Here is a 19,065-nt window from a genome sequence, read left to right as displayed (position 1 = left end):
AGCGGAGAGCTCAATGCGAATAGCGGTCCTGTCTGACATCCATAGCAATATTTATGCCCTCGATGCCATTGTTGCTGATCTAAAAAAGAGAGGCGCCGATCTAACGGTGAACCTGGGTGATATTTTATATGGCCCTATTGCGCCACGACTCACCTATGAACGCTTAATGGAGCAAGGTTACACGACTATTCGCGGTAATCAGGACCGGCAAATATATGAAGCCACACCTACCGAAATAGAAAGCAACCCAACCCTGCAATTTATTCTGAAAGACCTTGGTGTTGAACCACTATTATGGATGAAGCAGTTACCACCCAGCTTACAAATCACCGATGAAGTCTTTCTTTGCCATGGAACACCCAGTAGTGACCTCATATATCTGCTAGAAGATACCAGCAGCGGCCGCCCCCAGATACGTTCCAACCATGAAATCCTCAACCTCCTTGGAAAGATTCCCTCAAAAGTCATTCTATGTGGGCATACACATCAACCACGCTGTATCTCTGTCAGTAGTGGCCAGCTGGTCTTAAATCCAGGCAGCGCTGGGCTACCTGCTTATACTGACAGTGAACCGCAACCCCATATTATGGAAACCTTTAGCCCCCATGCGAGTTACGCCCTGATAGAGAGAAGCAAAAATGGAGCCTGGAGCGCAGAATTTTTTAAGGTAAGTTATGACACAGATAAAGCTGCCCGAGCTGCTATTGCGCAAGGGAGAGATGACTGGGGTTTTTATCTGTCAACCGGAAGAGCCAGCTAGGTAAGTCAGCTTACACAGGACATTGGATCAAAAGGAAAGTCGCTAAATGGAAGATTATCGCCCTTGGGATATGGAACTAAATACCTTCATAATGCTGCTTCATCTAAGTCAATTGGCTTGGATCGTAATTCCTGGTGCTGGTTTTGTTTTACCCATTATTATGTGGGCAACAACAAGGGACCGCTCTCAAGAAATCGATAAACACGGCAAGATGATATTTAACTGGATGTTAAGCCTGCTTATCTATTCTATAATTTCCGTCATAATGATATTTTTTGTTATCGGTATTTTGGGGCTGATTGCATTAGCAATAATCAATGTTATATTTATTGTGATTGGTGCAATCCGGGCCAATGAAGGCCTATTCTGGCGCTACCCACTCAGTATTCGGTTTTTTGGTTAATTAATTAACCGTTCTTTTCAGATGGAAAATCGGGAGAGCACCTCCCGATTTCCCTTGGCTATAAGCCAGTAATCTCTACAATTACTTTCAGCAAATTAGTGCCGATTAGTAGTAACCAGAGAGATCATCAGTGATAGGACCGAGAGCACGGTAAGCGTTTGAAACGTCTACGCCGTTTGAGCGCTCACCACAGGCCAAGCCACCACACTCGTACCAGTCAGGATCAGAGAACCAATCGTACTGGGTAACGTTTTCGCCGTATCTCCAAGGGTAAGCCATGATGGTAGAGAACTTGTTGTCTACACCGTGACCCATACCGTAAGAGTAAACGCCACCAGAGGTATCACCCTGCTTGGTTGAGTGAACCAGACCCATATTGTGGCCCAGCTCGTGAACGAAGGTGTTATAACCACAGTCAACGCCAGTTACGCTGTAAGCACGCTCTTTTGCGCTGGAGTACATGGTGCCATTGCTACCCTGTCCAACCCAGGCAATACCACAGGTAATGTAAGTATTGCCGTCGATTACGGTTTCTTCAGCTTTACCCAGGAAAACCACCATATCCGCCTTTTCAGAGGATCGCCAGTTATTCACAGTGTTGTGGAAGGTAATCAGGTCCAGGGTCTCTTCGTTTACACGAAAATCTGAACTGGAAGCTTGCCAGGTGTCTACCAGGTTCAACTGGATATCAACACCATTCCTTGAAAAGGAATTGTTGGCATAGCTGATATAGTTATCGATTTTGGCTGAGATATCACCGGTATACTCCGCAGCTGGTGCAGTGTACATAATAGCGATATCGACAGTATCGGCACTCGCAGCGCCAGAAACGGTCAGTGCTGCAATAGCAGCAGCCAGGCTTTTCTTCAGGTTCATTATAAGACTCCTTTTATTATAATAAGTAGTGCACACTCCTCCCCCAGCAATTAAATAAAATTGCTGCCCAAAGGAGTAACAATACGCTTTTAATACCCTGACTCGATCAAAAAGCTATCCCTAGCCTTTTAACCGCCTGAGGAGACGAGCCCCCGGTATCTGCAGGATTTTCTTGGGCCTTCCTTTGCCTGACTATTAACTCAAAGCATAATTACCTTGAATCAATTTCTTCTTATTTGAAGTCGTTTAGCGGAACATCGTCATCCGACCAGGTCTTTTCACGAGGTGCTTCCGAGGACATATCCTTATCGTGTTTCTCTACGTGGTTTTTAATTAATGCACCATTAGGCGCTATCCACGCATAACTACCCTGAGCTTCCATAGTATATGATCCGGAAGGTAAGTTTAGTTGTGCATAAACAGAATTTGCTCCGAGCGTAAAAGTTGCGCCATGCAGGCGAGTCATCCCCGGAAAATTTAATTGTAGGCTTTTGTTGCCGCTGGCATGCTCTTCGATACTGCCAACCTGAGCATCGTAATCACCTTCAATACCTGGCAAGTCAATGTCGACGTAATCACCAACAGTGAGATTCCGGAGCATATCAATATCCAGCTCGAGATAGGTTTCACCATTGAGATCTACGGGTAGGCGACCATTTTCATGAAGAGCTTCCCTGGCCAGCTCTGACTCAACCCAAAGTGCTTTTTCTTCATCACTTTCGAGGAGCTCCTCTTCACCCACCTGAACCTCCTCAGGTTTAAGCGGCTCTGCTTTTTGAGCAGATTTACTGATAGCTGGCTTGGGCTTTTCTAGCTCAGCGACTGGTTTTTGACCTTCAGATTGGCTTTTGGCCCAAACGAAATACCCTGCTGCCACTGCAATGGCGACGAGAGGAATTATTTTTCTCACAAGCTTTTCTCTCAAAATAATGCTACGTGCAACGGCAAAGCACGTCCTATCGACAGCTTAACCAGCCCTACCTCATGTTGGCATCTTTACGATTCTTAACATTCGATATTTAGTTGAGACGATCGATCCTAATTATCACGCAGCTTTTTTTTGGGAAATTTTTCACATAATTTTCATAAAAATTGAACAGAATCTAAATTATTTTTCAAAACTGTGGGGAACGTCGGAATTAAAGCAGACATATTTCACGAAAACCCTTTTTGCACCAAATTAGTTCAAGCCAAATACCAGTGGCGAGATTCCCCCAAATACGATCAGGAGTCACCTACAAAAAACCAAAAAATAAGTTTCACAAGAAACAAATTTGGTAGATTTTTAAGCAGAATTAATAATTTCAGTGTACGAAAGGCAATAGAAGAAAAAAGTTGAAGCTCAAAATTTCTATTCCATTTTGGAATGGAATTTTCTGTGAGAAAAAGTGAATATAAGGACAAACTGGAAAATCGTAACTAGGCAGGCAATTCAGACAATCTATTTATTCTTGGCTGGGTAGAGATAAAGCTGTGCGCAGTGACTTCAACGCACAGCAATTAATTGGCCAATGACGACACTGTTACTCAACTCGATAGCGCAACAACACCAAATTATCCAGGACTATGTTTTTTGACCAGATAAATTTAGCTCCACTGCCATAAAACTGTTCCCGAAAATTCATATACGCGTTTTTATTGTCCACACCTATCTGCTGCTCCGAGTACTCTGTCGCATAAGGCCAAGAAAGATAGCGATCGTCGACTTTCCAATTTTTCGGAATATCCCAGTGCAGAGAATAGACTTGTGCACCTGGTTTTGGGGGCCTCTCAGCACAGTCCGAGGAGGTTCGCTCTTCTCCCCGCTCTTTCAAGCACCCCAAATCATAAATAGGTGCTGTATAAAAAGTTTGTGCATGCCACTTTGAATTCGTCTTGGTACCATCTGAAAAGCTTGCAATAAAGCCACCGTCACCGGCATGGGTGCGGACACCTCTGTTACTCTCTGTGCCTTCCCCTAAGTTCTCCTCCCAGTCAACCGCTTTTACAGCGATATCGTAGGGTCTCTTCACCCTGAACTTAACCACACTGGAGTTAAACGGCGTAAATGGAACCGGATCAACAGCAACTAACTTGCCATTGATATATAGCTCAAAATAATTGTCGGCAAAGATATAACCGGTAACCACCTCACCTTCTTTGTCGATATCGACCACCGGTACCTTTGTAAGATCAATATCATCCAATGAGGATGGAGTGACCCCAGAGCACTGGTTATAGAGATCCGCAGCAAAGTACCGCTTGCTGTAATTCACTTCAGCCGGAACGGTAAAGGCTTTGCCCTCTACCTGCTTCACCCCCATTGGCGACAATCGAGAGCGACCGGAAGCACAGGAAAACAGGTTCTCCGTTTCTACTTTGGCAGAACCCCCAGCCACCGCCCCATTGCTCGAGTAAGGGTTTTCCAGAGACCAGGCATTTGCCGTAATCGATATAAGGCCCAGAAAGGCCGCCTGATATCGTTTTCCCATCGTTCCAACCTCCTTTCGAGAAACAGCTATAGTCGGAAGTGCACCAAGCTGTAGCCCTATTAACCTGACAAGCTGCAAGATTAATGATTTACAAAGTAATCAAAATGCACTTTTCACCTTCTATATAGAAAGCTAACACAGTAAGAGAGTAATAGTTGCTGGGGTCAACAATTCTTAACCCTGTAGCCGAGGCAGCTTTAAGATTATTTACACGAAAGGGGTAAAATAGAGCGAGGTTAACGGCACCCGGCCTTAAGCAGATCGGGTGCCGTTAAAGAAGGGCATTAAGCGGGCTTGGTTCGCACCCACTTATGATCAAAGAAACCGCTGACAAAGCCAGCCAACACAATAGCCATCAACAGTAGCCATATCAGCTTTTCCGGCTTATCACTGGGAGTCGGCTCAGCAACCTGCTCCAGCTTCTGGCCACTGACCTGTTGCGCAGCATTGGCGCTGCTAACTTGAGGGTTATCCAATGCCTGGGCATTGGCCAGGGCCGCGAGACCGAACCCTAGTGCCTGCTGATTGACGAATTCCTTGAACTTGTCATTGTCGGTAGCCACATCAAACTGATTTGCCAGCTCGGTGTAGGTCTCTACCATTTTCTCCAGGGTTTCAGGCTTCGCATCCCAATATCCCTTGCGCACCGCTTCCAGCATTCGCTCCAACATCTGGGCCAGGGCCTCGGCATTGTGCTCTTCGAAGAATTCGCGCATGTCCATTTCATATTTGTCATCCACGTAGACTTCAAACATTTCCTGCCACTGGTCGTCGCGAATGGTTTCCGGGGTCATTACTTCCCAGCCCCACATATTGTTGACGCGATCCAGGATAGCGGTAGCGCCTGCGTAGCCGGAATCCTGCATCGCCTCAATCCAGCGGGGGTGGAAGTAACGGCTGCGCATTTCCTGGTTGACGAACTCCGCAAGGGTTTGCGCTTTTACGTTATCTTTGCGACGCAAATTGGAAACATACATTTCCGGCGTGGCGCCATCCAGATTGCGAACCGCCAGACCGATACCGCCAAAGTATTGGAAGGGATCGTCATTGGTCATCATGGCGTAGAGGTTGGTGGAGCGGGAAAAAATCACCCCATCAGTGCCAGACAGCACTTTGCCGTACAGCTCAACACTGCGCTGATCCTCGCTCCAGCGGGATTCATCTTTACCATAGGCAAAGCCCATACGGCGCATATAGAGGTCAGCGAGCTTGTCATCCCCCTCCCAACTGTCAGAGGCCAGACTGGCGGCGGCAAGGCCCGTTCCATAGTTGCCGCTTTCATTGGAGAAGATACGCACCGATGACAAATAGCGAGCATCCTCTTCACTGTTGCCGTCTTCCAGCAGCTGCTGTTGCAATGCCTGGCTGTGGCGGTAGACAAAGTTATTGTCTTCTTTCATCTGCGCCACTTTATCAATGGCTTCTGCCAACCACAGCATCACGTTGGGGAAAGCATCCCGATAAAGGCCTGTCGCAGAGATTACGACATCAATACGCGGGCGCTTTAATTCCGAATAGGGAATAACTTCTGTACCGATAACATTGCCCTGCTGGTTCCACTTTGGTTTTAGGCCCAGGGCGTGCAGGATCTGGGCTTCCAGGGCACCCTGGTGGCGCATGGTTTCAAGGGACCACAGGGAGAATGCCAACTTGTCCGGGAAGCGGCCGTGCTTTGCATGGTAGTCAGCAATGGTCTGGTCCATCAGCTGTACACCAGCTTCATAGGCTTCCTTCGACGGCACCTTAGCCGGGTTAAAGCCAATCAGGTTACGGCCGGTGGGCACCGCCTGTGGGTTGCGAATCGGGTCACCCCCATGGCTTACAGGAATGTAGTTACCATCGAGTGCCGACATCAGGTTTTCCAGCTCGGCAATTTTGGCAAAGTTATCGGAGTATTCCCGAGCCTGATCCAACTGGGCCTGCAACGGCTCAGGAACCTGCTCCAGCTCACCGCCCTCCAGGAAGGTATCCAGTAACTGGAACCCCGCCTGCGCTTCCAAAGCCACAACATTGCGTTCGTCCCGGGTTTGCTCTTCCAGCAAACGCAACCCGTGCTCCGCCTCAAATTCATCCGCTGCGGTGATAAACCCTTCACCCAACATTTGCAGCATGGTGCTGGTGAGGTGTTCGGTTTTGGGCAGCTGACCAAAACGATGGATGCCCAGCGGCTGGCTCATCTCTGCCAATTGACCCAAGTGATCCTGCAAGCGGCTCAGTTGGCCATCAAAATCCGCACTTAAGGCTTCAGCACTGATTTCCAGATCCTTGAGCATATTGAGCTCTTCGGCCAGACTGATAATACGCTCTTGTGTATTGGCCCGGGTCTGCCCCTCAGACAATACCAGGTAATTGCCAATTAACTCTGACAACTCAGCCACTTCCGCATACAAGCCCGCTTTCGCGAAGCCTGGGGTCAAGTGGCTGATCATGGTGGCACGGCCACGGCGCTTGGCCTGCATGGCCTCTCCCACGTTATCGATAATGTAGGGGTAGAACACCGGGATATTTCCCAGGGCCAAACTGGGTGCATCGTAAACCGACAGACCCCGCTCTTTGCCACTGAGCCACTCCTGGGAGCCATGGGTTCCCAGGTGAATATAGGCATCGGCACCAAAGGTTTCCCGCGCATAGAGGTAAACCGCCAGGTAGGCGTGGTTCACCGGGGTTTTCATATCGTGGTAGAGGGAAGAGTGATCCTTGGCATTGTCCGCGCGAACGCCTTGCGGCAACACAATCAAATTGCCGAGGGTCATCCGGGGAATAACAAATGCAGGCTCGCCGTTATGTTCGGCCAACATGGCATTGTCTTCCGGCTTGCCCCAACGCTCTACAATAGGATCCCGCACAGTTGCAGGCAGTTGGTCAAACCAGGCTTGATAGGTGGACAGCGGCATCCAATCAGCCAGCCCTTTATCGATCAAGGCTACGCTGTCTTCGCGACGATAATAGGGGCGCAACAACTGCCCGGCCCAATCGATAAGGGTTTTTGAATCCCTGATATGTACCTCATAGCCTCTTTCGCGCATTGCCTGGGCAATCGACTCAATCGAGCTGGGTACATCCAGGAAAGCCGCACCGATATTTTTTTCCCCGGGCGGGTAGTTCCAAATAAACGTTGCCACCTTTTTATTGGTGTTGCTTTGATAAGCGAGGGAGGCGTGATTCCAGGCGCGCTCTATCAAGGCCTGCATCTGTACATCCATCACTACTTTATTGCCGTCTTTATTAGCAGCGATAATCACCGGATCGATACTGCCAGTATCTTCAGGCATTACCAGGAAGAATGGAGTCAGGGATGGAGATACACCGCTGTTATCAGCAAAATATTCTTCTTCGCTGCCCTCGGTGTAATTGAGTGCATGAATAACCGGCACTCCCAACTTCTCAAATTCAGCGCGGCGCTTGCTGACATAGTGCAGGGAGCGGTAATTAATCATCAAGTCAACACGGGTATTGCCGCTTTCGGTTTGCAATAATTCTGGATAGGAAAGCGGCAAGTCTTCGCCTTCAAAGAAGAAGGCGAAAGCCTTGGCACCTTTAGCCTCAAGACCATTCAACAGGGTGTCGACAACCTGCTGCTGCTCGTAATCCACCACGGAGCGATGGATAGCCACGGCAATCACTGGCTGCTGCTCAGCGGGCTTTAACCAGTCAAAGAAAAACTCCTCTTTATCGGTGACAAGCTGCTCCAGGCGGGGATGATAAAAACCCACCTTGGGTACAATTATCGGTTCCGGTACTGAGCCACTGGAAAGGTCAAATACCTCTGCCGACAAAAACTGCATCATATGCCGGTAGTTTTTGCGGCCCGCATTATTAAAATAAGCGGCTATCGCCCGATGCTCGGACTCTGCCAACCCCTGGTTCATGGACTTATTATCTGCATCCCCCAGGGAAATCACCGGAACTTGCGGATGCTTGGCCAGCATTGGCTGGAACTTGCCAAACATAAAAGCAGAAAGCGCCGGGTTGATGCCATCCAGCATTATCAGTTCAGCGGAAGACCAGGCCAGGTCAATTTCCTCATCGCTCTTACCTTTGCTGTTAAAGATCTCCAGCTCAAAGGGTTGGTCTGCAGAGAGATCAGTCAGCAATGTACCTTTTGCCTTGGCCGTGTGGCTCGACATCATCAAGAGTACTTTGGGTTTATCGCTGGCCTGGGCAAAGGTTGCAAAAGCCAAGCTCATCAACAGGCACATAAAACGTGCCCACAGTTTATTACGCACCACTAATTCCCCCCCGAAGCTTTTTCACCGGCGGGAGCATCTTTACCTTCCCCTTCCGGTACATAAACCAGGCTGCCATCGGCCATCTGGTAAGCCACTCCCGCACGGGTGCCCTCCCCTGAGCCAATTTCCCCGGTGGATTTGTATTGTTTGATTTCCTTACCGTCCTTGACGATCACTTCCATATTGGGTTCACCGGCATTTTTAATCACCGTGACCTTTTCATTGGAAAAAACGTTCAAGGGATTTTGCGCAATGGCAATCAGCAACGCGGCGATAATGACCAGAAACACATCGATCAGGTTCACCGCACTCAGAATAGGATTCAGTTCTTCATCTTCGTCGAGGAAGCGCATCAGTCGGCCTCCTTCAGCTTGCGGATATTGATCAGCTCAGAGGCAAACCAGCGTTTTTTCACTGAGGCGGGCCAGAAGGTAATCGTGGAGATTACCAAGCCCCAGATCACAGCGGCGAAAGCAATAATCAGGTTTTCACTAATTCCCTGGATATTGCCATCGGCCAGGGCGCGAAGTGCCGGCCCCATGGGAATCATGGTGGCAATCAAACCCAACATGGGCGCGATCCGGGTAGCCATGCGAAGAAGTTCCAGTTTTCTCAACGCAAAAACTTCCAATTCGTCGTCACATGCCAAAGGGTTATTCACGTAAAAGTTGTGCACCTGGTAGCCCGGCAGGCGCTCAACCCGACCTTGCTTCAATGCCAACCGATAGGCTCCGGCATTTTTACGGCGAAGCATCCACAGTGAAATAAAGCGCCCAGCGGCATAAAGCGAATAGATAAAAAGAACCAGGATCGCCAGTAATACTGGGGCCATAAACAGGTCGGCCACATCCGCCATTAAGGTCTCAACTGATTGAATATTCACCGCAAGCCTCCCAAGCCCGGAAATTGATGCTGTTCACAAATTTGGGCGGAAACTACCCAAAGAAGCCGACAAGGTCAAATCTAATCTAATTGATAGTGATTCGCATTTAGCTTTACATTTTAATAAGTATCCATATAATCTCGCTCCGAACTGGTCGACAAGACCAAGCGAAAGGGCAACCAGAGACCCTTAAAGAGCAGACCGAATCAACGACATCAAGGAATTCACCATGAAACGTCGCCCACTAGCAGCAGCCATTTTGGGCCTAGCCTCCGCCTCAAACCTGTACGCAGAGACCCCGACCTCTCCGTCCAGCAATGAACTTGAGCTGATCGTCGTCAGCGGGCGCGCAGAAAAACCCCTGAAAGACGTTGCGGGCAGCGTTTCCGTGGTGACCAATGAAGAAATTGAGCAGCTTCAGCTCAATGACATGAACCAGCTGTTCCAATACGAGCCCGGTGTTGAAGTAACCGGTGAGGCTGGCGGCGCGCAGAATATTCTGGTGCGCGGCATGGGCGGTGACCGTGTACTGATTATCAAAGACGGTATGCGGGTGAACGAGGGTTATGGCGCCAATGGCCAAAACGACATTATTGGTCGCGGCTTTATTGAAGTGGACACCCTAAAGCAGGTTGAAGTTGCCAAAGGCGCAGCCTCCTCCCTGTACGGTTCAGACGCCCTTGCCGGTATCGTAGTATTCACCACCAAAGATGCTTCCGACTACCTGGAAGATGGCGAGCAGTTTGGCGGATCTATCAAGACCGGCTACAACGGCATCACCAGCCAGCACAATGTTTCCCCTACCCTTGCCCTGCGCACCGGCAATTTTGAGCAACTGCTGCACACCACCTTCCGCGATGGTGAAGAACAGCAGAACTACGACGAAACCCAGGACCCCTTCGAGATTGAATCGAAGAGCATCCTGTACAAAGGTAAATACAACCTGGGTGGCGAAGACTTTATCAGCTTCAGCATCGACCACTGGAACCAGGAAACTGTCGGTGACAGTGCCGATGGCCTGCTGTATTACTTCCGCGGACTGGCCGACTACGGCTACAACATCGTCGCTGAACAATCTGTTTCCGACAAAGAGACCACTGCATACCAGCTCCGCTACCACAGCGAGACCCCAACTGCGATTTACGATCAGGTAAATATCAGCTTGTACAACAACAAGTCTGAACAGGAAGACGAGCAGTACGGCCAACTGGACATCAACGCCCCCATGTTCGGTGTGATCGAAATCCGCGATATGTGGGAAACCGGCCTCTACCGCCAGGACACTATCGGCCTGCTGTCCAACGCCAGCAAAACCCTGAATGAGACCCACACCCTGGGTTACGGCCTGGACCTGGAGCAAACCGAGAGCGAGCGTACCGTTCACCAATACCGTGAAGTTGCGGGTAGCTCCACCCTGGACTCCACCACCGAGAAATTCCCAGAAAACGAAGTGGCGCGCGCCGGCCTGTTTATCAATGACGAAATGTCATTCGCCAATGGCCAGCTGACCGTTACCCCGGGCCTGCGTTACGACTGGTACGAGATGGACCCCAACGGTGCATTGAAGTCTGATGACACTCCATTTGCCTCCATTGAAGAAAGCAATGTTTCCTTCAACCTGGGCGCGCTGTACCGAATCAATCCGAAACTGTCCGCCTTTGCCCAATATGGACAGGGCTTTAAAGTGCCAGCCTACGATTTAGCTTATATCGAGCACTACCTGCAACCTACTTCCGAGTACATCTACGAGGTTCTGCCCGCCGACGATCTGTCACCAGAAACCAGTGACACCTTCGAACTCGGCCTGCGCGGGCACCTGGGCCCGGTAGCTTTTAGTACTGCAGCGTTTTATACCGAATACGATGATTTCCTGGAAACCACTTTAATTCACCAAGAGTTTGTAAATGGTGATGACGGCAGTTTCTCCCATGTATTTGAACAGTACCAGTACCAGAACATCGAATCTGTCACCATCAAAGGTATAGAGGCGAGCGCCAGCTGGTACCTGTCTCCAACAATCGAGTTGTTTGCAAATGCCAGCTACCAGCGCGGCGAAAACGACACCACCGGTGAATACCTAACCAGCATCAGCCCACTTTCTGGCGTTGTCGGTGCAAGCTACAGCGGAGCCAAACTCTCCAGCCAGATACTGGTGCGCTGGGCAGACCGTATGGAAAAAGTGAACGACGGCGCTACTGAAACTGCCGGTTATGGCACTGTAGACTGGACCCTGGGTTATCAGGTAATGGACTCCATGTCTGTGAACTTGGCGGTTAACAACCTGATGGATAAATACTACGTTCCCTACCTGAATGTCGCAGGCTGGGATGAAGGTAGCGATCTTTCTGTCAATGCGGCGCCGGGACGTACTTTCTCTGCGTCAATCAGATACGATTTTTAATTAACGAGTTTTACACTCTCCTATCTCGCAAATAAGTCCCTTGATGGCCGTACTCCCATGCGGCCTTTTTTTATTTTGCGGCGTCAAAAAAATACAATTAATCCGTGTAAATCTTCTCCATCATTTCTTTCACTTCCGCCTGGTATAGTCGCAATGCCTTTAACAGTTCAAGCCTGAACAGCGGCATATAAAGCAAGTACACTAGCTGATAAATTGGGTTCGCAGAGTGCATTTTGAAATAACACTGTCTCTCCCAGTGACTTGCCCCACCCTTCATTTCGGTAATGGTGTAACTAAAATGGCCGGTGATGTGTTTAGTAATTGGTAAAAATAATAGAACCAGCGCACCACCGTAAATCGTCTTCCCCTCCCAGGAAATCTTATTGGGCCGCTCATAATTTATTAATTGATGCTTCATTACGTGGTAGCCAGTAATCCCCCAATATTTTTCGATCGCTACGCTACCTACAGTGGACTTATCGCCCCCCAGATTGTATTCCGCAAATAAAGTGTTCGGATATTTGCTTTCCCAATTTCGTAGGTCTACCACATAATCAAACAAGGCTTCGGGTGGGGCTTGTATAATGGCCGCATTTTTGTAGAAGTAGGACTTGTCTTTAAAATACAGCACCAGGCAAATCAACACATACAGAATAATTACCGCATATATGATATCTAGTATCATCAACTGCCTCCACCACTAAAAAACTTAATACCGGCACTGATATAAATGAACTAGAAAGTTACAAGCCTAATTATAGAAGAATAAAAAATGCCATAGCTTTACGGCCTGAATTCAAAATAAATAAAGATAACAATCAACTTGAGAGGGGCGATTAAATCCTCGCAGAAGTGGATATAAATTTCATGGCCAATCGGTCTGCAAATACCGTCACCCGGCGCGGCTGGGCCCGGCTTGGAGGGAACAACATTTGAAGCGGTACCGGCGGTGGAGTGTACTCTTCTAACAGGCGAACCAGCCTGCCCGCCTGGATATCCGGCCCTACATCCAGTTCTGATTTTAAAATAATGCCACTTCCCTTCAGGCACCACTGGCGAGCCAGTTCCCCGTCATTGGTCACCCGGTCGCCGCGTACCACCACAGTTTGCTCACTCCCCGATCCATCGCGGCCGTCGAGAAAGCGCCAGTGGCTATCCAGGTTTTCACCGAAACGCATTACCAGACAGTTGTGACCCTTCAGGTCCTCGGGCCTTTGTGGAGTGCCGCGCTCTTGTAAATAGCTGGGAGAAGCGCAGAGGATGCGCTGCTTTTGACTCAGGGTCCTGACCCGAAGTGAACTGTCGGTGATTGCACCGAAACGCAAGGCAATATCAATACCCTGACCGACAATGTCCACATAACCATCCGACAACAGCAATTCAATAGAAATAGCCGGGTGATCCAGTAAGAAGCGGTCAATTTCCGGGGCCACAATCGCCCGCCCCAAGTCGCAGGGGGCACTTACGCGAATGCCACCTGACAGGGTCTGCGCTCCTGATCGAATACGGCTTTCAAGGTCATCCACTTCACCCAGAATCTGTTTAGCACCCTCAATCAAGGTGCGCCCTTCCTCTGTCAGGCTAATTGCCCGGGTTGTTCGATTCAGTAACACCACACCGAAGTGCGACTCCAATGCCGCAAGACGCTCGGAAACCCTGCTGGAAGATAGGCCCGAGTCCCGCGCTGCAGCGACCAGACTACCTTTATCAACAATTTGCAGGAACAACTTGAGATTATCTATCAGCATTGATCGGAAATACCGAATATTGATTTCTATTAATAGCAGTTTATCCGGTAAATCAAAGCAACCACAATACCCCTATCGCAGTAAATACTGCACAGTCACAAACTTACACTAGGGAGTTTCGGTATGGATAACAGTATTCGCATCGGACACATTGCGCTCTCTTTCCACGAGGCCAGCGCCCGGGAAGTCGCCAAGGCTCTTGAGGCTCACGGCCACCAAACCAGCTTCAAGTCCGCCCCCCATGAAGCGGCCTTCGAGTTGCTAAAAAACGGGGAAATCGACCTTCTAACTTCGGCCTGGCTGCCTTCCAGCCACGAGGTCTATCTGAACCCCATACTGGACCAGGTCGAAAAAGTGACCGTGCTGTATGAGCCCCACTGTATCTGGGGTGTGCCGGATTATGTGCCCGAAAAAGCAATTGCCAGCGTTGATGACCTACTCAGCGAACCAGCCCTCACCCGTATGGATCGCCTGATCCAGGGAATCAACCCCGGTGCGGGTATTAGCCGCTTTTCCGCTGAAATGATCCAGGCCTATGGCCTCGATAAGGCAGGTTACGAATTCCGACCGGGAATAGAAGCGGACTGCTTCAACAGTTTTGAAGACGCCGTAGCGCAGGAGCGCTGGGTAGTGATCCCCTTGTGGCACCCACAATTTCTTCACAACCGCTACACCATCCGCGCACTAAAAGAGCCCAAAGGCCTTCTCGGCACTCAAGATGAAGCAACGCTCATCGTCCGCAAAGATGCCAAACAGAAAATTGGCAGCGCCGCCCTGGCTGCGCTGTCCCAGCTTTATATCGGCAACAAAAAGCTCAGCGCCTTGGAAGATGCGCTGCGCAAACAAGCCAAAAACTAAAACACCGTAAAATTTAAGGAAGTCGCAATGAAGTCCCCGAAAATACTATTTGCCGCACTGGCTCTTGCAGGTGTTGGCAGCTTAGCCACCAGCGTCACTCACGCAGCTAAAGCGGAGTCCCTGCAAACAGTCACTGAATTCAGCGAATCCCGCGCTGCCGGTGTCACTGTCACCCCCAATGGTCGGGTACTGGTCAGCATGCACCCACTGGATGCGCCAAAACTAAAAGTACTCGAGGTAATGGCCAACGGCTCCAAGCAACCCTTTCCCAATCGAGATTGGGCGGATGGGCCTGAACAGGGTGAAGTGGGCTTTGGATCAGTAATTGGCATTCACTCTGATAGCAAAGGCATCGTCTGGATCTTGGATATGGGCGGTGAAAATACACCCGTCCAACTTGTCGCCTGGGACAGCGTCAATAATAAACTGCACCAACAGATTGAAATCTCCAAGTCCGCATTAGTGGAAAATTCATTTCCGCAGGATTTTTCCCTGGATGAAAAGCGCCAAAAAATCTACATCGCCGATATGTCTTTCGGTAATTTTAACGGCGCGACCAAACCGGCAATTATTGTCGTCGACCTGAAAACCGGTCACTCCCGGCGCGTACTGGAAAGCGCTAATGAATTTATGCCCCAAAAGCAGGATCTCATTATCGGCGGAGTTTTGCTAGCGGCTAAAACTGAGGGTGATACGAATAAAAGCCTGCACTTTGGTCTCAATCCCATTGCCCTGGACGACAAGTCTGAATGGCTCTACTTTGGCAGCCTCAGCGGCGATAAAATCTTCCGTCTTCCTGTGGCGCAGTTGGCGGACGCCGATATTTCCGAGAGCAAACTAACCACACAAATTGAAGAGTTTGGCCCCAAAAACCCCAGCGATGGCATTGCTATGGCACCTGGAGGTGGCGTGCTGGTTACCGACCTGCAGAATAACGCCATTGGACTGACCACCCAGGGCAATTACCAAATCCTATTACAGGACAAACAACTCTCTTGGCCTGACAGCCTCGCCATTAGCAATGGCTGGGTATATATCACCCAGGATCAACTTCACCAGCACCCTGCTTTCAGTTCTGGCCTTGGTAATGCCAAGCCACCCTACAAGCTGATGCGCTTCCGCTACACTCCATAAACTCCCTCTCACCGCCAGGAGATAGTTGCCCTGGCGGTTTTTTATTAACGTCGAAATAAATTCACCAGTAAACTCAATACCAAACTAACGATAATCATCGATACAATTGGAAAGTAAAAACGGGTGCGCCCCGACTCCACACGAATATCTCCCGGCAAGCGCCCGAACCAGCTGAATAACCCTGGGGAAAAGTGCAATAGCACCCCAACCAACACTAAAATTATTCCTGCGATAATCAACCAGCGGGACATCCATTCACCTCCCTACAGAGTGATTTAACGCCCTGACAGTTACCCTGGCGCACTGCCTGGACATTCCCCAGTGACTACTCTATCTATGCTCAATCCCGAGACAAATCGATAGAGGCCATGTGGTGAAATACCTCCTTAGTGTAGTTGTCACAATCTGCATCTTTTTTAGCACTGCTGCCAATAGCCAGAATAATCCTTTGATTTCCCGAGGCACTATTCCGCTCGCCGAAGAGGTTACCCTTACTTCAGTCGCCGGCCCACTTGAATACCCTTGGGGTATAACCAGCCTGCCTGATGGAAGTTTTCTTATCACCCAGCGCAGCGGACAACTCAGAATTGTAAAAGATGGAAAATTATTAGCGAACCCTATCGAGTTTCCAGCAGAAATATTGTTTCTTGGCCAAGGGGGCTTGCTTGATATCGCTGTGAGCCCCACCTTCCCTCAAGACCAGATGCTCTACTTCAGTTATGCCATTGGCAATATGGACAGCAACCGACTTGCCATTGGTCGGGCTAAGTGGAATAACGGCAAGTTGGAAAATTTTGAAGAGATATTCAAGTCCGCGCAGGGTAAAAATAACGGCGCACACTTCGGTTCGCGGCTCGCCTTCCTACCTGATAAAACGTTGTTGGCTACTATTGGCGATGGCGGTAATCCCCCACAAGAATTCCTCGATATTTTTGCCCGGGAACAGGCCCAAAACCTACAAACCCACTTCGGCTCCATTATTCGTATTAATGGGGATGGTTCAATTCCCGACGACAACCCTTTCAAAAACCAAGCAGATGCCCTGCCGCAAATCTGGAGCTTTGGCCACCGCAACCCCCAAGGATTGGTGATCGATCAACAAAGTGGAGAGATCTGGTCCTCCGAACACGGCCCCGCTGGAGGCGATGAATTGAACCGCCTCAAAGCTGGCAGTAACTATGGCTGGCCAAGGGTCACTTTTGGTCGGGACTACCGGGATGGCTCCAATATAGCCTTCAAAATCGAGGATCCAGAATTTACCTCGCCCGCACTAGCCTGGCTCGATACCCATGCCCCTGGAGGACTGGCCTTCTACACCGGCAATGCCTTCCCCGAATGGAAAGGACGGCTTATTTCCGCCGGGTTAGTTAGCGAAGATTTAAGGATCATTCAGATAAAAGATGGCGCTGCCATTGGCGAGCTAAGGATACCTATTGGGGAGCGCGTACGCGACGCAGAAGTTGGCCAGGATGGCAGTCTTTACATATTGACCGATGGCCCCAAAGGCCGTTTACTGCGCATAGATCCAGCAAAACAATAACTCGAACTTCAAGATATTCGACTAGTTGGGGCGAGGTTCAAAGTTCGCCCTATAAGGCAAGCTATCTATGCGTTTTTTCCGCCCCCTTACCGCCACTCTACTTATGGCCACCTCACTGTGTGTTCAGTCCACCACTCTGATTCACAATGTTTCCGGCTACCAAACTACTGATGATCAACTACTCACGTTCGATGCTTTAGCCTTTGATCAAGGCAAGGTACTGGCAACTGGAAGCTATCAACAGCTGGAAAAGCAATTTCCTACAGCCGATAGAATTGATGCGCAGGGTAAAACCCTACTTCCAGGCCTAATTGATGCCCACGGCCATATGCTGGGCCTGGGCCAACTCACCGGGGAATTGGACTTACGCAATCACTCCCTTGCACAAGCACTCTCAGCCATCAAGAAATACGCCCGGGACCTGGGGCCTGACGAATGGCTATCCGGCCGTGGCTGGAACCAGGTTACCTGGCCCAGCAAAGCTTTCCCAACCCGTAAACAACTGGATAAATTGGAAATAGAGCAGCCAATTTGGTTGCGCAGGGTCGATGGCCACGCAGGTTGGGCCAATTCCAGGGCCCTGGAGTTAGCGGGGATCGACAAGGAAACCCAATCACCCGATGGCGGTGAGATTCTACGGGATGAAAACGGCAACCCGACAGGCATCCTGATCGATAACGCCATGAGCCTGATGTACAAGGCGATACCCGCACCTACTTTAGCCCAGGAGAAAAAGAGTCTACAAAATGCATTTACCACCGCTCTCTCCCTGGGATTAACCAGTGTGCATGATGCTGGTATCAGCGAACAGACCCTCAACGCCTACCGAGACCTGGCAAATAAGAAAGCCATCCCGTTGCATATTTACCCCATGCTTTCAGTAGATAGCCACAACTATGCCCAGTTACTTCAGGCGGGGCATATTGGGGAGCCTTCGGACCGGCTGTATATGCGCAGTATCAAACTTTCCGCCGATGGCGCCTTGGGAAGCCGAGGCGCTGCCCTGCTGGAGCCCTACCACGACCGCCCTCAGGAAAAGGGGCTGCTGCTCTACCCGGAAGACAAAATGTTGGCTTTGCTCAAGCTGGCTACCGACAATAACTTCCAGGTTAACGTACATGCAATCGGCGACAGGGCTAACCATATCGTATTGAACCATTTGGAAACCCTAAACAAGGCAGAGAGCCAGGCTGGCTATCGTCATCGCGTGGAGCACGCCCAGGTTATTGAGATGGAAGATATTCCGCGCTTCGCCCGGCTCAACTTGATTGCCTCTATGCAGCCCACTCACGCTACCAGCGATAAGAACATGGCCGGCGACCGCCTGGGGAATGAGCGCCTGATCGGCGCCTACGCATGGCAGACACTGCTGGAGCAAGGCACTCCCATCGCCGCAGGTTCCGACTTCCCTGTAGAACCTGCAAACCCGCTTTTCGGTCTACACGCCGCAGTTACCCGCCGCGACCGCCAGGGAGATCCCAGTAAAGGCTGGCGCACTGAAGAAGCTATGACCCTGGAGCAAGCCCTGCGCGCCTTTACCCTGGATGCAGCCTATGCCAGCCATCAGGAGAAAGTCATCGGCAACCTTGAAGCCGGGAAGTTCGCCGATTTTATTTTGCTGGATAAGGATATTTTTACCATAGCTCCCCAGGAGATCTGGAAGGTACAAGTTCTGGAGACCTGGGTTGAAGGAGAACAGGTCTACCGTAAACCCCTTTAGCCAGTCACTAACCTTCATTTTTCCCGCACTTCAAACCGCGAA

At 49.9% G+C, this 19,065-nt stretch carries 16 protein-coding genes; 7 read left to right on the top strand and 9 right to left on the bottom strand.

What is annotated here, in order from left to right; translation table 11 throughout:
* Positions 1-13: 13 nt before the first annotated feature.
* Positions 14-760, top strand: coding sequence for a metallophosphoesterase family protein (locus ACJJI5_RS09725; RefSeq protein WP_445356129.1), 747 nt, complete (start codon positions 14-16; stop codon positions 758-760).
* A 46-nt stretch (positions 761-806) separates the two neighbouring features.
* Positions 807-1,163: a DUF4870 domain-containing protein gene (locus ACJJI5_RS09720; protein ID WP_444905680.1), complete on the top strand. Its 357-nt coding sequence runs from the start codon at positions 807-809 to the stop codon at positions 1,161-1,163.
* Positions 1,164-1,268: 105 nt separating this feature from the next.
* Here ACJJI5_RS09720 and ACJJI5_RS09715 read toward each other — a convergent pair whose 3' ends face one another.
* The 6 genes from ACJJI5_RS09715 to ACJJI5_RS09690 form a co-directional block, all read right to left on the bottom strand.
* Positions 1,269-2,039, bottom strand: coding sequence for a zinc-dependent metalloprotease family protein (locus tag ACJJI5_RS09715; protein WP_444905681.1), 771 nt, complete (start codon positions 2,037-2,039; stop codon positions 1,269-1,271).
* Positions 2,040-2,271: 232 nt separating this feature from the next.
* The gene (locus tag ACJJI5_RS09710; RefSeq protein ID WP_444905682.1) at positions 2,272-2,949 is read right to left on the bottom strand and encodes a protease inhibitor BamI-like protein; all 678 of its coding nucleotides are present in this window, start codon (positions 2,947-2,949) and stop codon (positions 2,272-2,274) included.
* A gap of 613 nt (positions 2,950-3,562) precedes the next feature.
* Positions 3,563-4,510: a hypothetical protein gene (locus ACJJI5_RS09705; protein WP_444916165.1), complete on the bottom strand. Its 948-nt coding sequence runs from the start codon at positions 4,508-4,510 to the stop codon at positions 3,563-3,565.
* Between the two features lie 284 nt (positions 4,511-4,794).
* Positions 4,795-8,736 (bottom strand): cobaltochelatase subunit CobN, encoded by a 3,942-nt coding sequence (cobN, locus tag ACJJI5_RS09700; protein WP_445356128.1) that lies wholly within the window; start codon positions 8,734-8,736, stop codon positions 4,795-4,797.
* Between the two features lie 2 nt (positions 8,737-8,738).
* Positions 8,739-9,092, bottom strand: coding sequence for a DUF2149 domain-containing protein (locus ACJJI5_RS09695; protein ID WP_413665264.1), 354 nt, complete (start codon positions 9,090-9,092; stop codon positions 8,739-8,741).
* The gene (locus tag ACJJI5_RS09690) at positions 9,092-9,622 is read right to left on the bottom strand and encodes a MotA/TolQ/ExbB proton channel family protein (RefSeq protein WP_108732764.1); all 531 of its coding nucleotides are present in this window, start codon (positions 9,620-9,622) and stop codon (positions 9,092-9,094) included. Before ACJJI5_RS09690 ends, ACJJI5_RS09695 begins: the two co-directional genes overlap by 1 nt.
* 229 nt (positions 9,623-9,851) lie before the next feature.
* On the opposite strand from ACJJI5_RS09690, the gene ACJJI5_RS09685 reads away from it, so the two are divergent.
* Complete coding sequence (locus ACJJI5_RS09685) at positions 9,852-12,023, top strand: TonB-dependent hemoglobin/transferrin/lactoferrin family receptor (protein WP_445356127.1); 2,172 nt, start codon at positions 9,852-9,854, stop codon at positions 12,021-12,023.
* Between the two features lie 97 nt (positions 12,024-12,120).
* Here ACJJI5_RS09685 and ACJJI5_RS09680 read toward each other — a convergent pair whose 3' ends face one another.
* A complete protein-coding gene (locus ACJJI5_RS09680; RefSeq protein ID WP_444896778.1) occupies positions 12,121-12,708 on the bottom strand; it encodes an SRPBCC family protein in 588 nt (195 codons plus the stop codon).
* Between the two features lie 151 nt (positions 12,709-12,859).
* Entirely contained in the window at positions 12,860-13,771 is a 912-nt protein-coding gene (locus ACJJI5_RS09675; RefSeq protein WP_445356126.1) for a LysR family transcriptional regulator, read from the bottom strand.
* A gap of 123 nt (positions 13,772-13,894) precedes the next feature.
* Between ACJJI5_RS09675 and ACJJI5_RS09670 the strand changes: the two genes are divergently transcribed.
* Positions 13,895-14,629: a glycine betaine ABC transporter substrate-binding protein gene (locus ACJJI5_RS09670; protein ID WP_445356125.1), complete on the top strand. Its 735-nt coding sequence runs from the start codon at positions 13,895-13,897 to the stop codon at positions 14,627-14,629.
* Between the two features lie 27 nt (positions 14,630-14,656).
* Complete coding sequence (locus ACJJI5_RS09665; protein ID WP_445356124.1) at positions 14,657-15,763, top strand: L-dopachrome tautomerase-related protein; 1,107 nt, start codon at positions 14,657-14,659, stop codon at positions 15,761-15,763.
* Between the two features lie 44 nt (positions 15,764-15,807).
* Here the strand turns inward: ACJJI5_RS09665 and ACJJI5_RS09660 are convergent, their stop codons facing one another.
* Positions 15,808-16,014, bottom strand: coding sequence for a DUF2905 domain-containing protein (locus ACJJI5_RS09660; protein WP_282933328.1), 207 nt, complete (start codon positions 16,012-16,014; stop codon positions 15,808-15,810).
* Positions 16,015-16,136: 122 nt separating this feature from the next.
* On the opposite strand from ACJJI5_RS09660, the gene ACJJI5_RS09655 reads away from it, so the two are divergent.
* Both ACJJI5_RS09655 and ACJJI5_RS09650 read left to right on the top strand, forming a co-directional pair.
* The gene (locus tag ACJJI5_RS09655) at positions 16,137-17,303 is read left to right on the top strand and encodes a PQQ-dependent sugar dehydrogenase (RefSeq protein WP_445356123.1); all 1,167 of its coding nucleotides are present in this window, start codon (positions 16,137-16,139) and stop codon (positions 17,301-17,303) included.
* A 67-nt stretch (positions 17,304-17,370) separates the two neighbouring features.
* Positions 17,371-19,023: an amidohydrolase gene (locus tag ACJJI5_RS09650; RefSeq protein WP_445356122.1), complete on the top strand. Its 1,653-nt coding sequence runs from the start codon at positions 17,371-17,373 to the stop codon at positions 19,021-19,023.
* Positions 19,024-19,065: the final 42 nt, after the last annotated feature.

Source organism: Microbulbifer maximicatervae (SeqCode), from assembly GCF_052467955.1.
This window is presented reverse-complemented; position numbering and strand designations above follow the sequence as displayed.

Coding starts and splice junctions, on each gene's coding strand:
- ACJJI5_RS09725 (WP_445356129.1), top strand. CDS start 14: ATGCGAATAGCGGTCCTGTCTGACATCCATAGCAATATTTATGCCCTC.
- ACJJI5_RS09720 (WP_444905680.1), top strand. CDS start 807: ATGGAAGATTATCGCCCTTGGGATATGGAACTAAATACCTTCATAATG.
- ACJJI5_RS09715 (WP_444905681.1), bottom strand. CDS start 2,039: ATGAACCTGAAGAAAAGCCTGGCTGCTGCTATTGCAGCACTGACCGTT.
- ACJJI5_RS09705 (WP_444916165.1), bottom strand. CDS start 4,510: ATGGGAAAACGATATCAGGCGGCCTTTCTGGGCCTTATATCGATTACG.
- ACJJI5_RS09695 (WP_413665264.1), bottom strand. CDS start 9,092: ATGCGCTTCCTCGACGAAGATGAAGAACTGAATCCTATTCTGAGTGCG.
- ACJJI5_RS09685 (WP_445356127.1), top strand. CDS start 9,852: ATGAAACGTCGCCCACTAGCAGCAGCCATTTTGGGCCTAGCCTCCGCC.
- ACJJI5_RS09680 (WP_444896778.1), bottom strand. CDS start 12,708: ATGATACTAGATATCATATATGCGGTAATTATTCTGTATGTGTTGATT.
- ACJJI5_RS09675 (WP_445356126.1), bottom strand. CDS start 13,771: ATGCTGATAGATAATCTCAAGTTGTTCCTGCAAATTGTTGATAAAGGT.
- ACJJI5_RS09670 (WP_445356125.1), top strand. CDS start 13,895: ATGGATAACAGTATTCGCATCGGACACATTGCGCTCTCTTTCCACGAG.
- ACJJI5_RS09665 (WP_445356124.1), top strand. CDS start 14,657: ATGAAGTCCCCGAAAATACTATTTGCCGCACTGGCTCTTGCAGGTGTT.
- ACJJI5_RS09660 (WP_282933328.1), bottom strand. CDS start 16,014: ATGTCCCGCTGGTTGATTATCGCAGGAATAATTTTAGTGTTGGTTGGG.
- ACJJI5_RS09650 (WP_445356122.1), top strand. CDS start 17,371: ATGCGTTTTTTCCGCCCCCTTACCGCCACTCTACTTATGGCCACCTCA.